This window comes from Pseudacidovorax intermedius (assembly GCF_001476815.1).
Classification (GTDB): domain Bacteria; phylum Pseudomonadota; class Gammaproteobacteria; order Burkholderiales; family Burkholderiaceae_C; genus Xenophilus; species Xenophilus intermedius_A.
On record NZ_LDSL01000016.1, the window covers coordinates 1 to 15,182 of the forward strand.

Consider the following 15,182-nt stretch of genomic DNA (forward strand, 5'->3'; position numbering starts at 1 on the left):
CTCGGCCAGGCGGGACAGCAGGCCCAGCCGCAGGTACTTGTTGAGCAGGGCGATCAGCAGCGCGACGAAGGTGCCGCCGCACATGGCGACCACCACCTTCTCGTCGGTGGCGACCGAGGTGACGACCTGGCCGCTCCACCAGCTGTGCACGTCGGTCAGGTGGCGCGCGACCAGCACCGACACGACGAAGGAGATGACCATGAGCACCAGCAGCGACCGGTAGCCGCCGCTGCCGTCGGGCTCGCGGTAGATGCGGGCCTCGGGCGGCAGCGCCGGCACGCTGGCGGGCCGGAAGATGGCCAGGAAGGCGACGTAGATCACGTAGCAGCCCACCAGCATGAAGGCCGGCACGAAGGCGCCCTTGTACATGTCGCCGACGCTCTTGCCGAGCTGGTCGGCCATGATGATCAGCACCAGCGAGGGCGGGATGATCTGCGCCAGCGTGCCCGAGGCGGCGATCACGCCGCTGCTGAAGCGCCGGTCGTAGCCGTAGCGCAGCATGATGGGCAGCGAGATCAGGCCCATCGAGATCACCGAGGCGGCCACCACGCCGGTGGTGGCGGCCAGCAGCGCGCCGACGAAGACCACGGCCAGCGCCAGGCCGCCGCGCATCGGGCCGAACACCTGGCCGACGGTGTCGAGCAGGTCCTCGGCCATGCCGCTGCGCTCCAGGATCAGGCCCATCAGCGTGAAGAAGGGCACCGCGAGCAGGGTGTCGTTGGCCATGATGCCGATCAGGCGCTGCGGCAGCCAGGCCATCACCGAGGACTGGAACACGCCCAGCTCGATGCCGATGAGGCCGAAGGTCAGCCCGCAGGCGCCCAGGCTGAAGGCCACCGGGAATCCCAGCAGCAGGAAGCAGATGAGCCCCGCGAACATGATCGGGGCGAAGTTGGTGGTGATGAACTCCACGTGCGTGCTCCGGTCCGGTTCAGCGGGCCTGCGGCGCCGTGGCGGCCGCGTTGGCGTTCTGGGCCTCGGCGTCGGTGCGCTGGCGCAGCACCTCGGCCAGTTCTTCCTCGGCGGTCTTCTCGCCGGGCTTGACCGTCGGGTCGGGGCCGTCGCCGGTGAGGAAGGCGATGCGCTTGATCAGTTCGGACCAGCCCTGCAGCAGCAGCAGCGTGAAGCCGACCGGCAGCGCCAGCCACACGGGCCAGCGGATCAGGCCGCCGGGGTTGCCCGACATCTCGCCCGAGGCGAACTTCTGCATCGTCATGGGCACCGTGTAGTACAGCACCACCAGGCACACCGGCGTGAGGAAGAGGGCGAAGCCGACGATGTCGATCCAGATCTGCGCCTTCTTGGGCAGGCGGCTGTTGAGCACGTCGATGCGCACATGCTCGCGGTTGAGCAGCGTGAAGCCGGCGGCCACCAGGAAGGACCAGGCGAACAGGTACCACTGCACTTCGAGGAAGGCGTTGGAACTGGTGTTGAAGATGTAGCGCACCAGCGCGTTGAGCGCGCTGATCGCCGTCGATGCCATGATCAGCCAGATCACGGCCTTGCCCACCTGCGCATTGAGCCAATCGATGGCGCGCGAGAGCCTCAGCAAGCCTTGCATGTCTTCTCCATTTTTGAATTGGGCCTCTCAGATGTGAATACACCCGGCGCGCAGGCGTCGTGGGCCGCGTGCCGGGTGTGAGAAGCGCGGCGGATTCTAAGGGGGCCCCTCCCTGCTGCCGACGCAGGCGAACCCTTGGATGCCGGGTTTCATAATCGTGCGCGATGCCTGCCGCCGCCCCTCCAGACACTGCCGATTTCCGCCATGCCGGACCCGACCCGCTGTCGCTGGCGCTGATCGATGCGCGCAACCGCACGCTGCAGCTGCTGTCCCGCCTGGCCGAGGCGATGGGCTCGCCCGAACTGCAGCCGCCGCCGGGCGCCGACGCCTGCGCCATGCCGCCGCGCTGGCTGGCGGGCCACATCGGCTGGTTCGCCGAGCGCTGGATCGCCCGCCATCCGCAGCGTGCCCGCGGCGGCGCGGCCGGCACACCGGGGCCGCGGCTCGCCTCCCTCGATGCCGGCGCCGACGAGGTGTGGGACCCGTCCCTGTGCCCGCCCGCGCGCCGCGAGGCCGCGGCCCCGGCCATGGCGGCCACGCGCGCCTACCTGCTGGAGGTGCTGGAAGGCACGCTCGACCTGCTCGAGCGCGCCGAGCCGTCGGACGACGGCCTGTATTTCTTCCGGCTGGCGCTGGCCCATGAGGAGCGTCGCGCCGAAGAACTGATCGTGCTGGCCCAGTCGCAGGGCTGGCCGCTGGGCCTGCCGCCAGCCGAGCCCGCCGCGGTCCGGCCGCCGCTGCGCATGCCCGCCACGCGCTGGACGCTCGGCGGTGCCGGCAGCGGCTTCTGTTTTGCGCAGGAGACGGGCGCCGAGACCCAGGACGTGCCCGAGTTCGAGATCGACGCCCAGCCCGTCACCTGGCAGCAGTTCTGCGAGTTCGTGGACGACGGCGGCTACGACCGCGAGTCGCTGTGGCTGCCGGAAGGCTGGCAGTGGCTGCAGGCCGAAGGCCGGCGCGCGCCGCGCCATGTGGCGCAGATCGGGCTGGGCCACGGCGCGCGGGCCGGCGGCTCGGTGCTGCAGCAGCGCTTCGGCCAGACGGTGCGGGTGGCCGGCACGGCCGCGGCCTGCCACCTGGCCTGGTGGGAGGCGCAGGCCTGGGCACGCTGGGCAGGCCGCCGGCTGGCCACCGAGATCGAGTGGGAGATCGCCGCCGAAACGGCGTCGCTGCGCGGCTTCCGCTGGGGCACGGTGCACGAATGGACGGCGGGCCGCCTGCACGCCTGGCCCGGCTGGCAGCCCGAGGTGTGGAGCGCCGGCACCGACCTGGACCCGGTGCCCGCTTTCGGCCAGGCCCGAGTCCGCCGCGGGGCGAGCCATGCCACGTCGCCGCGCCAGCGGCAGGTCAGGGCACGCGGCTTCGCGCTGCCGGGAGACGACGCGGCCTTCGTGGGCTTTCGCACCTGCGCGCTGTAGCGGCTGGGGTCGACGCAGCGCGTCCCGCGCGTCAGCCGCCGAGGGCGCGGCCGGCCACCATGCGGCGGATGCGCTCAGCCAGTTCGTCGACGGCGAAGGGCTTGGCGATCATGTCCATGCCCGGCGCCAGGAACTCCGAGCGGATCGCCGCGCGGGCCGCGTAGCCGGTCATGAACAGCACCCGCAGCCCCGGCCGGCTCTGGCGCGCGATCTCGGCCAGCTGGCGGCCGTTGAGCCCCGGCAGGCCGACGTCGCTCACCAGCAGGTCGATGCGCTCGGCGGACTGCAGGATCGGCACGGCCGACGCGCCGTCCGACGCCTCCAGCGTGCGGTAGCCCAGCTCGGTCAGCACCTCGCGCACCAGCAGGCGCACGCCGGGGTCGTCCTCCACCAGCAGCACCACCTCGCCATCGCCGGCGACCGGTGCCGCGGCCTGCGGCGGCGCGGGCTCGTCGTGCACGAGGGCTTCGGCGCAGGGCAGGTACAGCGCCACCGAGGTGCCGTCGCCCGGCTTGCTGTCGATGCGCACATGGCCGCCCGACTGCTGCGCGAAGCCGTAGACCATCGACAGGCCCAGGCCCGTGCCCTGGCCGATGGGCTTGGTGGTGAAGAAGGGATCGAAGGCCTTGGCCAGCACGTCGTCGGGCATGCCGCTGCCGGTGTCGGCCACGGTGATGCGCACGTACTTGCCGCTGCGCAGCGGCTCGACGTCGCCGTCGCCGAGTTGCAGGTTGGCGCTGCACAGCCGCAGCAGGCCGCCCGAGGGCATGGCGTCGCGGGCGTTGATGGCCAGGTTGAGGATGGCGCTCTCGAGCTGGCTTTCGTCGCCGATGGCCAGGCAGGCCTCGCTGTCCAGTTCCACCGCCAGCCGCACGTGCTCGCCGAGAGTGCGGCGCAGCATCTCCTCCATCGAGCGCACGAGCCGGTTGACGTCGATGGGCCGCGGGTCCAGCGACTGCCGGCGCGAGAAGGCCAGCAGCCGCTGCACCAGCGAGGCCGCCCGCGTGGCGGACTGGGCGGCGCTGTCCATGAAGCGGTCCAGGCCCTCGGTGTGGCCCTTGGCCACGCGCCGGCGCATCACCTCGATGGCACCGGTGATGCCCTGGAGCATGTTGTTGAAGTCGTGCGCGATGCCGCCGGTGAGCTGGCCCACGGCCTCCATCTTCTGGCTGTGGCGCAGCCGCGCCTCGGACTCGCGCAGGGCCGTCACGTCGCGGCCCACGGCATGCAGGTTGGGCGCATCGGGCACGGCCGTCCAGGACAGGGTGCGGTAGCTGCCGTCGCGGTGCCGCAGGCGGCTTTCGTAGCGCGTCGTGGGCAGGCCTTCGCCGAGGCGTTCCAGCTCGCGCTGGCTCTGCGCCAGCTCGTCCGGGTGGCCGTAGTCCATCAGGCTGGTGCCGAGCAGGTCCTGCTCGGTCCAGCCGAGCAAGGCCTGCCAGGCCGGGTTGACGTGCAGGATGCGGCCGCTTTTCAGGTCGGCGATCACCATCACGTCGGTGGACAGCTGCCACAGGCGGTCGCGGTCGCGGGTGCGTTCCTCCACGGTCTGGGCCAGGCTCGAGTTGAGGGCCTGCAGCTGCGCCTGGGCGGCCTTCTGGTGCTCGATGTCGGTGGTGGTGCCGATCCAGCGCATGCTGCCGTCGCTGCCCTGCACCGGCTGTGCCCGCACCAGCTGCCAGCGCCAGCTGCCGTCGTGGCGGCGCAGGCGCATCTCGGTGCTGTAGGCCAACAGGGTCTCGGCCGACTGCAGCCAGGCGGCGCGCATGCCGGCGCGGTCGTCCGGGTGCAGCACGGCCAGCCAGCGGTGGCCGAGCAGGGCATCGGGCCGCTGGCCGGTGTAGTCGAGCACCTGCTGGTTGACCCAGTCCAGCGCGCCGTCGGCGCCGGCCGTCCACACCTGGTTGGGCACGGCCTGCGCGAGGGCGCGAAAGCGCTCCTCGCTCTCGCGCAGGGTGGCCTGGGCATGATGGCGCACCGTCACGTCCTGCACCACGCCGCGCATGAGCAGCGGTGTGCCGGTGCTGTCGCGCACGATCTCGGCCCGGCGCCAGATCCAGCGCAGCTGTCCGTCGTCGGCGCGGCGGATGCGGTATTCGACGTCCAGCGGCGCGCTGCCGTCGTTGCGGCTGCGGCGGCTGGACATGGCGGTGGACTCGCCGGGCGCCTTGAGCGACTCCAGCAGCGAGGAAGGCATGGGCCCCGCATGCGCGGGCAGCCCGAAGGCCCGGTAGAAGCCGGGCGAGGCGGTGATGGTGTCGGCTGGAATGTCGAGCACGAACACGCCCACGCCGCCGGCGGCCTGCGCCAGGCGCCACTGCTCCTCCATCTCGCGCAGGTGGGCCTCGCTGGCGGCCAGGCGCCGCGTGGCGTTCACCCGGGCGGTGGTCTCCTTGACGATGCACAGCACACCGCAGATGCGGCCGTCGTGCTCGCGCACCGGCGAATAGGAGATGTCGAAGAACACCTCTTCCATCTGGCCGTGGCGGTTGATGCGGAAGGGCCGGTCCTGCGCCGCCACGGTCTCGCCGAAATGCAGCACGCGGTCGAGCAGGGGCTGCAGGTCGTCCCACAGTTCGCTCCAGTGCTCGCGGCCGGGCCGGCCGAAGGCGGCCGGATGCTTGTTGCCGATGGTGGGGGCGTAGGCGTCGTTGTAGAAGGCGAGGTAGTCCTCGCCCCAGAAAAGCACGATCTCCGCCTGCGACGGCAGCATCATGTCGATCAGCATGCGCAGCGTCTGCGGCCACTGCGCTGCGGGCCCCAGCGGGCAGCGGTCATGGTCCAGCGCGCGCGCCAGCGCAGCGGATTCGCCTCGGACAAAGGGCCAGTGGGTGGGTACAGGTGCGGCGCGCATAGGTCGCAGAAGTGCGGCGGATTATGGTGGCCGGCCTCTGGGGGGCATGTCAGCGGAACCCGCAAGGTGGCGGGCCTGTCGCAGGCCCGGCTGGACCGGCCTGGCGCGCCGTCGGCGCGGCGCGCTCGCGGCCGGGGCCCCGGCTGGCCGAGGCGGTCCCGGCGGGTCGCTCAGGACGGGGCTGCGGCGCTGCCGCCGTCCTCGCCGCGGCTGCGTGCCTGCCGGCGCATCTGCTCCACCCACAGGCCCATGCTGAAGCGCTGGCCGGAGGCCGCTTCACGGGCCAGGCTGATGCGGCCGAGGGGGAGGGTGCGCAGGTCCTCGCGCTCGGTGCCGCGAAAGACCACCACCTGCCGGTACAGGTCCAGCCGCTCCACGGCGATCACCTTCTCGGAGGCCTGGCCGTAGATGTCGGTGTACTGGATGCGCAGCTGCGGATGCGGGTTCTCGTACATGCCCGCGTCGGGCATCTGCTGGCTGGCGTCGGGCCAGCGCTGGCCGGCCTGGGGCGGATGCGCCCCGGTTTGCAAGGGCATGGACTGGGTGGCCCGCACGCGGGCGGCGCCGATGCGCGCGCGCCGCCGGCGGCGGTCGCGCAGGATCTCCAGCAGGCGCAGAAGCAGCACCAGCCCGGCGAGCACGGCCGCCCCGACGAGCACCCAGCGTTCCCAGGCGGCGAACTGCGTATCCATGGTGTGGCTCCTCCCGTGATTGGCGCCGCCGGAACCCGGCAGGCGATCGATGGCGCCGGTCCCCCGCGGCAGTCCCGTCGGCACGGGCAAGGTGGGTGGCAAGCGCGCGATTCTAGGAAGAAGTTCGCCGTTCCGAAGTGCCTTTCGGGGCGCGACCGGTGCTCAGAACTTCTCAGCGCTGCGGCATGTCCCTGTACGAATAGCCCAGGCTGACGGTGGCGTCCTCGGGAATGGGCGGCATGGTGGCGTTCCAGTCTTCCCACTGCTGGCGCATGGCCGCCAGGCGGGCCGGTTCGCGCGGCGCCAGGTTGGCCCGCTCGCGCTCGTCGGCCGGGATGTCGAACAGGTAGTCGTGGCCGTCCACGCGCAGGTACTTCCAGCGGCCGTCGCGCAGGGCGCGCTGGCCGCGGTGGTTCATGCGCCAGTGCAGCGGCCGGTCGAAGGTGGCGCCCGGGTCGCGCAGCACCGGCATGAGCGAGACGCCGTCCAGCGGATGGTCCGGATCGGCGGCCACGCCGGCGGCATCGAGCATGGTGGCCGACCAGTCCATGGTCATGCACAGCTGCTCGCTGCGGCCACCGGGGGCGATGGCGGCGGGCCAGTGGGCGATCCAGGGCACGCGGATGCCGCCCTCGGTCAGGTCCATCTTGCCGCCCACCAGCGGCCAGTTGTCCGAGAAGCGCTCGCCGCCGTTGTCGCTGGTGAAGACGATCAGCGTGTCGTCCAGCTGGCCGGTGCGGCGCAGGGCGTCCACGATCCAGCCGATGCCTTCGTCCATGTGGTGGATCATGCGGCGGTAGACGTGGATGTTGCCGCCGGCCAGGTCGAACAGGTTGTCCTTGACGGCGGGGGCGCGGCCTTCGTCCTCGCGCGTCTCCCAGGGCCAGTGGGGCGCCGTGTAGTGCAGGCTCAGGAAGAAGGGCGCATCGCCCGCGGCCATGCGTTCCACGTAGTCCACGGCCCGGCGCGAGAACAGGTCGGTGAGGTAGCCCTCCTCGTGCTTCTCTTCCTCGCCGAAGAACAGGTCGTGCGTGCCGCGGCTGTCGCAGTGGGTGAAGTAGTCCACGCCGCCCGACAGCGGCCCGAAGAATTCCTCGTAGCCCGAGCGCAGCGGCCCGAAGGCCGGCGGATAGCCCAGGTGCCACTTGCCGATGAGCGCCGTGCGGTAGCCGGCATCCTTGAGCAGCGAGGGCAGGGTGGGGTGTTCGGGCGGCAGGCCCAGCGTGCTGCTGCCGCGGCTCTTGCTGTTGATCGGCTCCTCGGCCGCGCCGCGCAGCCGGTACTGGTAGCGGCCGGTGATCATGCCGAAGCGGGTGGGCGAGCACACGGGCGAGTTGGCGTAGCCCTGGGTGAGCAGCAGGCCGTCGGCGGCCAGCCGGTCCAGCACGGGCGAGACCTTGCCGAAGGGCGCGTCGCGCCCGCCGTAGCAGCCGAGGTCGGCATAGCCGAGGTCGTCGGCAACGATGAAGAGGATGTTGGGGCGGGTGGTCACGCGGCGGCCTCGGACGAAGTGATGCGGGCGGGCCCGGCGGCGGCGCGGCCGCGCGGGCAAGCGGTCGGCGGGAGGGTCAGGGCTGGTAGCCCGAGGTCTGGATGATCGGCGCCCACTGCGCGCGGAAGGCCTTGACCATGGCCTCGGTCTCGGCACGGGTGCTCACCACCGGCAGCATCTTGGCGTCGGTGAACTTGCGCTGGGTGTCGGGTTCCTGCATCACCTCGCGGATCTCGCGCGCCAGGCGGTCGACCTTGTCGCGCGGCATCGAGGCGGGCGCGAAGAAGGCGTTCCAGCCCATGGCCGACAGGTCCAGCCCGGCTTCCTTGAAGGTGGGCACGTCCGGCGCGAAGGGCGAACGCTTGGTGCCGGACATGGCCAGGATGCGCAGCTTGCCGGATTCGTACTGCGGCAGCAGACCGTCGAAGGTGTCGACCGCGATCGGGATCTGGCCGCCGATCAGGTCCGTGAGCACGCCGGCGGAGCCGCGGTAGCCCACCACCTCGGTCTTGACGTGCGCCTTCTGGCCCAGCATCAGCGCAAAGAAGTGCGGCAGGCTGCCGGTGGCCGGCACGCCCACGTTGGCCTTCTCGGGGTTGGCCTTCATCCAGGCCAGCAGGTGCGTCAGCTGCTTGACCGGCACGGCCGCGCCGACGGCCAGGCCGAACTCGTAGTTGTTGACGTTGGAGATCGGCTGGAAGTCGCGTTCCGGGTCGTAGCCGTTGTCCTTGAAGACCAGCGGCGCCACCACCATCACGGCGGGGTTGGCCACCATCACCACGTTCTGGCCGGCCGGCGCGTTCTTGAGCTGTTGCGCGGCCAGGCGGCCGCCGGCACCGGCCTTGTTGTCCACCACCACCGGCACGCCCAGGCGCACCGTCAGCCGGTCCGCCACGATGCGGGCCACACGGTCGGTGGCGCCACCCGGCGCATAGCCCACGACCACGCGCAACGGGCCGTCGAAGGCGGGAGCGGCGGCCTGGGCGGCGGCGGGGCCAGCCAGGCTGGCGAGGGCGGCGGCAGCCACCAGGCCGGCGGCCAGGCGGTGGAAGGTGCGGCGTGCGGTCATGCGGATTCTCCCGGGCGGTCCCGAGGGGACAGGTTGCGATGGCCGGGACTGTAGCCGCGCCACAATCGATGGATCTGATCCATCAATGCCCTCGCTTTCCCCATGAACCGCGAGCCCGCGGCCGCCGCCGGACGGCCGGCCAACCTCGACCCGCTGCTGCTCTACCGCCTCTCCCGGCTCAACGCCGTGGCCGGCAGCATGGTGCTGCGGCTGTGCGAGGGCCGCTTCGGCATCACGCGGCGGGAATGGCGGCTGATCGCCACGCTGGCCGGGCAGGGCGCCCTCGGCTCCTCCCAACTGGCGCAGCAGACGCAGCTGGACCGGGTGCGCACCTCCCGCGCCATCGGCTCGCTGACTGACAAGGGCCTGGTGCGCCGCGAGCAGGCCGGCAGCGACCGCCGCCATGTGCGCATCGCGCTGAGCGAGCGGGGGCAGGCCATCTACGACGCGCTCTATCCGCTGGTGACGTCGCTCAACGAGCAGTTGCTGGACGTCTTGGGCGAGGAGCGGGCGGCGTTCTTTGCGGCGCTGTCGAAGCTGGAGGCCCGGGCGGTCGAGGTTGCCGAGCAGGCCGATCTGCCGAAGGCGCCGCGGGGGCGGCGCGTTCTTTGAGATCAGGGGTTGGCTAGTTTGCCGAGGGTTTGGTAGAACTTGGGTCTGTCTTCAAATGGAAAGCATTCGGAAACGCTGATGGCGAGCTTTCCGGCCTTGAACGCTGCGGCGCACAGCATCGCGTAGCCTGTCTTACCTTGCATTGCGCGATATTGAATCTGGTCTACTGCGACCAACCAGCCATCGACAGATTGACTTTTCTCCTTGAATATTTTGGCGAACTCGTCAAAATAGGGTGGCTGATTCAATTTGGATTTTCGAATATCAAAATTCGCATTATTTTCAAAGCCGCTGATTTCTCGTATCAGTTTGGGATTTGGTCCATAGGCGATGACTATTTTTCTGCGGTCGAGTTCTGAAGCATAGAGGGCGGTTGGCACGCCGCTTCGGTAGATTTCGACAATTGCAGAGCCGATGGCTTGCAGCTCTCAAGAGTGAGTCCATGCTCCTTCAGCTTGCCGGGATGTGGGCAGTATTCTGGATGTGCTTGTGCTTGTGCTTGTGCTTGTGCTTGTGCTTGTGCTTGTGCTTGTGCTTGTGCTTGTGCTTGTGCAGGAAAATAAAACACCGCAGAGAGCATGTTCAGGAAAAATATAGATTTGAAACCTATGATCCAATTATTTTCTTGAATTTGTGAAATTTTGTTGTCGTTGTAAAACTTTTGGAAATTTAGCCGATGCCCTTCGTAGGCACACGATAAATTTAAATTTCCAAACAGGTCAAGCATAAACGTCCCTTTAGAAAGCTGAAAAACTTCACTCGATAATGTTTGCGCAAGATTACGCGTCTGTAGAAATAATTTCTCCCGATACCGCAGGAATATTTAATTGATTCAATCCAGCGATAGAATATGAATTCTCAGCGGAGCTGAAAGTCTTTAGGCTAAACTGTCATACGCAAAATTTAGCTCAATCTGAGTAGTAGATAATTTAATTTATTTTCAATTGGTTTATTTATTGAATGACTGGCCCTTAAAAGCGGGACATTTTTCATATTTTCCCTCAGTATCAAAATAATGGTCGAAAAAAACTTCGGAGTATGTTGAAAGGTCGATCGTGACGCCAGCGCCCGATTCAATGTTTAGGTATTCTCCATTACTCAAAAATCCTGCCCCAAATGTCCCGCTACTCAAACCGAATTTTTTGATTTTTCTGTTTTTCTTCAGATCAATCAGTGTGGCCTCGCTTTCCTGTGGATTGCTTATATTAATTTTTTTCGGCTTTCCCCATACTAGAACCATGGATCTATCACACTTTATTTGATACCCGTCTATAGTATGTGTATATTTTTTGCTGTAGATATAATGCCGAATCGTTGTTTCTGACAGTTGAGTTGGTTTATTTTCTTCTTGGCCGTTTGCGAACTCGGTTAAAAAAGCAATAGACAAAAAAACCAATAGAGTAAATTTAATCATACCGCGTCCATTAGCATATTGGATATTAGCTTCGTTTGAATTATGCGCATATCTAGGGAAGTTCTGCAAAACCTCTTGCGATGGGCTGTCGTCGGAGCCGAGCATCGGCGAGGATGTGGGATGAGCCAGATTCCACTCGGTCTTGACCCGTTGCCCAAGAAGACGTGCAAGAAGGTCATCTTGGAACAGATGAACCAAGTCGTGCCCTGGGCTGCGCTGGCGGGTTTGAATCGGGGCTGGTGCGCACGGTCATCGGCATGGCGGCCAACGTCAACGACGTGACGCAGGTGACGGCACTGCTGCATGGGCAGGAACAGCATGTGTTTGGGCATGCGGGCTACCAGGGGTTGCCAAGCGCGAACAGGCCAGGCAGTTGGACGTGACGTGGCACATTGCCATGCGCCCGGGCAAGCGCCGGGCGCTGCAGGGAGATAGCGAAATGGACCGTCTGCGGCAGGCACTGGAGCAACTGAAGGCGAGCGTTCGAGCGAAGGTCGAACACCCGTTCATGGTGACCAAGCAGCAGTTCGGCAATGCCAAGGTCCGCTATCGCGGCAGGGCCAAGAACACAGCTTGTGTGGCGATGCTGTTCGCAATGAGCAATCTGTGGATGGACGGGGCGGAATTTGTTGAGCACGCAGGGATAACTGCGTCTGCCGGGGCACCAGTAGCTCCATGACAGCGTGCAGATGCAAGTAAGAAGCGGCGCGCAGAGCCTTTGGGGACGCGACCGAGGACCTCAAGCAATGATCAATATGCCTCGCTGCACGTTGGGCTCTGCGAAAACGGGGTTTTGCAGACCTTCCCTAGCTGCCAAAAATAGCCAGAACTATATATTTTCAATTCCTTTTTGGACTATCGTTACTAGTAGAGAGCGACCATCGAGAATAATGCTGCCAATCTTCTTTCTTGCAAATTTCATTTGATGGCTCCCGACTTTCATTGAGAGTGGATGAGTAATTGATCTTGCCAGTTTTCAAATCAAAAGTTGCTCGGTCTGTATATAGTAGTTCTACATGCCTGCCATCATTACTGAAATTAGCATCAATTAATTCTTTGCTAGTAATTTTCCGAAATAGTATTTTTCGATGCCCACTTTTTAGTACTGCGATGTAACCAATTTGTGGGCTGTCGGTGCTTACTTCATTGGGGGTTCCCCAAACTATAATGGTGGTTTTTTTGCAATTGGTCTGATATCCATTGATCGTTCCGCCAAATTGATAATTTCTCTTGACTCCATGCTTTTCTTCTGTTAAAAGTACTTTTCCTTGGATTTTTGCTGAGTTGAATTGCGAAAAGCTGGACAATGAGAAAGTTGCGACAAGCCCGGCTATGAAGAATTTATTTAGCATCTTCAAGATATTTAAATGTAGATTGCGCAAATTTCCAACGATTTTTATGCGGCGGCTTCTCGCCCGGGTTGACTGCGTGCGAAACGTTGTCTGATGTTTTTTCAGAAAATCCAGCATCACATAATCTCGCAATTGAACGGAACGAAAAATAAAATCCAGCACTGTCGACTGCATTAAAATGATTATCGGCAAGAATTTCGGGGTTCGGAATTGCTGGCCCTTGCTTTCCATTTTTAAACCAGTTCGCATCGAAACTTGATTTTAGCATCCAGCCACGATAGATCCAATATTGGGAATAGTTGTATCTCCCGGTCAGTTGTTTCATGCCCCTGCCTCTAAATTTAATCCCATCCCCTTGTGCTGTATTGCCTAAGCCAAGATTGCCTTCATATCTCGTAAGATAAATAACGTCTTTATGATTTTGCGGAGTCGATTGGAGATAGCCTGATGACTCGTCTTGTAGGCTAATATGATTTTTATTTATTGCAATACCAATATCAATTGAGCACTCTCGAACAGCCATGAAAAAATAACTTTCCTGTGCCATTTGACCAAAAAAATAAGATAATCTAATCTTGCTTTGGAGTCCGTATTTTCTCAAAACTATATTAATCCATGTCTTGTATCTATTAATATAAAAACTTGGAGTCTTCCCAAAGTTTTCATAAATTTCTTTAGGATAAATGGCTTCTAAATCTTCTTTATCTAACCAAATTATCGAACGCAGAGTTTGTACAAAACGGCGCGGATGCAAATGCCAATCCGCATCCTTGTACTCCTGCGGCAAGTCATCAGGGCAAAGCGCCTCGCAATGGGCCGCAAACTCCTCCCAGCCGTGGCCCTCCGACATCCGGAATTCCTCGTCCGTCTTGAGCCATTCGTACCGCCGCGTGATCGTGGCCTTGTCCCATTCCGTCGGGAACTTGCAGATCGCGTACTGCAGCTTGGCCCGCACCTCCGGCACGCTCAGGCGCTTGGCCAGCACGTCCGGCTGCCGGATGGTTTCGGGTAGCGCCGGGTCGCGGATCAGCCGCCTGAGTTCCACTGAATCGCAGCGCTGGTCCAGCGGGTTGCTGTCGTCGTCGAAGCATTGCCAGCCTCGAAACGCCGGAAAGTCCGCATCGCTGAACTTGAAGGTGCCCGGTGCGTTGAGGTCGGCCCAGATATGGCCGGTGTCGGTGGGGATCGGGCGCCAGTGGGCCGCGTTGGCAGGCAGTGGGTCGGGCCCCAGGTTGCGGCCGAAGCGCAGCAGTTCGTACCAGCCGCTCGGGCTGCTGCGGGCCTGGTCGGCGGCGCTCAGGCTGTTGTGCCGGGCGTTGGCTTCGACGTACATGTTGTATTCGAAGTCGGTTTCTACATGAGGCGTGCCGATGGGCTGGCCGACCTGCAGGCCGCCGGGCCCATCCTTGGCCCGATAGCTGGTCAGCGTGGCGTGGCCGCCCTTGGCTGCGGTGCCGGATGGTCCGTAGCGGATCTCCACCCATTGGGCCACGTGGAGTGTTCCCGGTACGAAATGATCCGTCGCGGCGCTGGCGCCGGCTGTGGGGGGAGCGTACAGATGTGACTTCGGGGCGCTGTCGCGTATCGGGGTGCCCGCAGGCAGGTAGATGTAAATATTGCCGAAGACGGCATCCTCCCGCCCATTCGCCGTCGGCGCCTTGTTGGGCTCGGTCCACTTCAGGTTGCGGCTCGGGCCCAGCAGCGTCTGCAGGTTGTTTGCATCCATGCAGATCTCAAAGTGCAGCCGGCCGTCGCGGCCGCAGTCGCGGCCCGGCTTGCCGATCGCATCCTTGCGCCAGATCGGCTTGCCGGGCTGCACGCCGGGCTCGATGTCCCGCAGGTGCATGTAGGCGCTGTAGAAGGTGAGTTGCGTCGGGGTGTTGCCCGTGGCGCCGATGTCGGTGGTGTGGCGCACGATCACGAGGCCGTTGTCGGTCCAGGCGGCTTCCTTGCCGTAGGGGTTGTAGTTCAACGGGTGATGAGGGTCGTCCGTGTGGGGGGTGCTGTCGCGCCGGAAGATGACGGTGCCATCGACGATGGCGCGCACGGGCAGCGGGCGATATTGGGCGTCTTTGGGCGCCGCGAGATGCATGCCGTTGTGCCAGGTGAGCTTGGTCACCAGCGGGAACGAGCCCTCGGGTGCACCGCTGGTGCCGTGGGAAGAGTCCTTGGGCTCCGGCATGGCGGCGTCGAGGAAGGCCGCTTCGCTGGCTTGCAGGGGCGGCAGGAAGGGTGGGCTGATGAGCATGGGGGTGCTGCGGCCGTCTGAAGAGAGAAGGTAGAGAAAGGGGTTCGTGACAGACGTGCTGTGATCGCCGCGGGGTCTTATTTGGAAGGCCCAAAGCGGCGTGCTGCCTTCTCGCCGGGCTGGTACTCGCTGCGAGCGAAGTCCTTGCCTTCCACCGGCCGACTCATGGGCCCCACCTGCGCATGCATGGCCGCATGCTCCTGCCAGCTGCCGGCGGTGCCGTGGCGGATGCCCTCGGCGCTCCACTCGGTGTAGCTGCCCCCGCCGATGAGCACGACCTTCTTCTTGGCCTGGATGCGGATGCGTCCCTCCACGCTGGTGATGCGCACGTCCTTGTGCGCCACCAGCACCACCTCGCCCTGGTGCGCCTGCACCTGCACCGGCCCGCGGCTGGCGATCCACTTCAGGCCGCCCTTGCGCACGAAGCTGCGCCGCCCCTGCGCCCCGCTCGCCCGCCCCCGGCCCCCGACACA

At 64.8% G+C, this 15,182-nt stretch carries 14 protein-coding genes and 1 pseudogene; 3 read left to right on the forward strand and 12 right to left on the reverse strand.

Annotated features, from left to right (window positions below; translation table 11 throughout):
• Positions 1–912 (reverse strand): TRAP transporter large permease subunit (locus NS331_RS02025; protein WP_153012713.1); only part of this gene is annotated, 912 nt, incomplete at its 3' end.
• Positions 913–931: 19 nt separating this feature from the next.
• Positions 932–1,561 (reverse strand): TRAP transporter small permease subunit, encoded by a 630-nt coding sequence (locus NS331_RS02030; RefSeq protein ID WP_058640355.1) that lies wholly within the window; start codon positions 1,559–1,561, stop codon positions 932–934.
• Positions 1,562–1,725: 164 nt separating this feature from the next.
• Here NS331_RS02030 and NS331_RS02035 point away from each other — a divergent pair, with 164 nt between their 5' ends.
• A complete protein-coding gene (locus tag NS331_RS02035) occupies positions 1,726–2,979 on the forward strand; it encodes an SUMF1/EgtB/PvdO family nonheme iron enzyme (protein ID WP_058640356.1) in 1,254 nt (417 codons plus the stop codon).
• Between the two features lie 31 nt (positions 2,980–3,010).
• Here the strand turns inward: NS331_RS02035 and NS331_RS02040 are convergent, their stop codons facing one another.
• From NS331_RS02040 to NS331_RS02055, 4 genes are all read right to left on the reverse strand, one after another.
• Complete coding sequence (locus tag NS331_RS02040; RefSeq protein ID WP_082702203.1) at positions 3,011–5,830, reverse strand: PAS domain S-box protein; 2,820 nt, start codon at positions 5,828–5,830, stop codon at positions 3,011–3,013.
• Positions 5,831–6,000: 170 nt separating this feature from the next.
• Positions 6,001–6,522, reverse strand: coding sequence for a hypothetical protein (locus NS331_RS02045; RefSeq protein WP_058640358.1), 522 nt, complete (start codon positions 6,520–6,522; stop codon positions 6,001–6,003).
• 172 nt (positions 6,523–6,694) lie between these two features.
• A complete protein-coding gene (locus NS331_RS02050; RefSeq protein WP_058640359.1) occupies positions 6,695–8,014 on the reverse strand; it encodes a sulfatase family protein in 1,320 nt (439 codons plus the stop codon).
• Positions 8,015–8,090: 76 nt separating this feature from the next.
• Positions 8,091–9,083, reverse strand: coding sequence for a Bug family tripartite tricarboxylate transporter substrate binding protein (locus NS331_RS02055; protein ID WP_058640360.1), 993 nt, complete (start codon positions 9,081–9,083; stop codon positions 8,091–8,093).
• Positions 9,084–9,185: 102 nt separating this feature from the next.
• Between NS331_RS02055 and NS331_RS02060 the strand changes: the two genes are divergently transcribed.
• Positions 9,186–9,695 (forward strand): MarR family winged helix-turn-helix transcriptional regulator, encoded by a 510-nt coding sequence (locus NS331_RS02060; protein ID WP_058640361.1) that lies wholly within the window; start codon positions 9,186–9,188, stop codon positions 9,693–9,695.
• Between the two features lie 2 nt (positions 9,696–9,697).
• Here the strand turns inward: NS331_RS02060 and NS331_RS25955 are convergent, their stop codons facing one another.
• From NS331_RS25955 to NS331_RS25965, 3 genes are all read right to left on the reverse strand, one after another.
• Positions 9,698–10,075, reverse strand: coding sequence for a hypothetical protein (locus NS331_RS25955; protein ID WP_153012714.1), 378 nt, complete (start codon positions 10,073–10,075; stop codon positions 9,698–9,700).
• Complete coding sequence (locus NS331_RS25960; RefSeq protein ID WP_153012715.1) at positions 10,030–10,422, reverse strand: hypothetical protein; 393 nt, start codon at positions 10,420–10,422, stop codon at positions 10,030–10,032. The genes NS331_RS25955 and NS331_RS25960 overlap by 46 nt, the downstream gene beginning before the upstream one ends.
• Positions 10,423–10,644: 222 nt before the next feature.
• Positions 10,645–11,214 (reverse strand): hypothetical protein, encoded by a 570-nt coding sequence (locus tag NS331_RS25965; RefSeq protein ID WP_153012716.1) that lies wholly within the window; start codon positions 11,212–11,214, stop codon positions 10,645–10,647.
• A 122-nt stretch (positions 11,215–11,336) separates the two neighbouring features.
• Between NS331_RS25965 and NS331_RS25970 the strand changes: the two are divergent.
• Positions 11,337–11,788: pseudogene (locus tag NS331_RS25970) on the forward strand (transposase); the annotation flags it as partial.
• Between the two features lie 160 nt (positions 11,789–11,948).
• Here NS331_RS25970 and NS331_RS25975 read toward each other — a convergent pair.
• From NS331_RS25975 to NS331_RS02070, 3 genes are all read right to left on the reverse strand, one after another.
• The gene (locus NS331_RS25975) at positions 11,949–12,467 is read right to left on the reverse strand and encodes a hypothetical protein (protein WP_153012718.1); all 519 of its coding nucleotides are present in this window, start codon (positions 12,465–12,467) and stop codon (positions 11,949–11,951) included.
• Positions 12,451–14,709, reverse strand: a complete 2,259-nt coding sequence (locus NS331_RS25980; RefSeq protein WP_153012719.1) for a M23 family metallopeptidase — start codon at positions 14,707–14,709, stop codon at positions 12,451–12,453. Before NS331_RS25980 ends, NS331_RS25975 begins: the two co-directional genes overlap by 17 nt.
• A gap of 77 nt (positions 14,710–14,786) precedes the next feature.
• Positions 14,787–15,182: DUF2345 domain-containing protein (locus NS331_RS02070; protein ID WP_153012720.1), on the reverse strand; the 396-nt coding region annotated here is incomplete at its 5' end.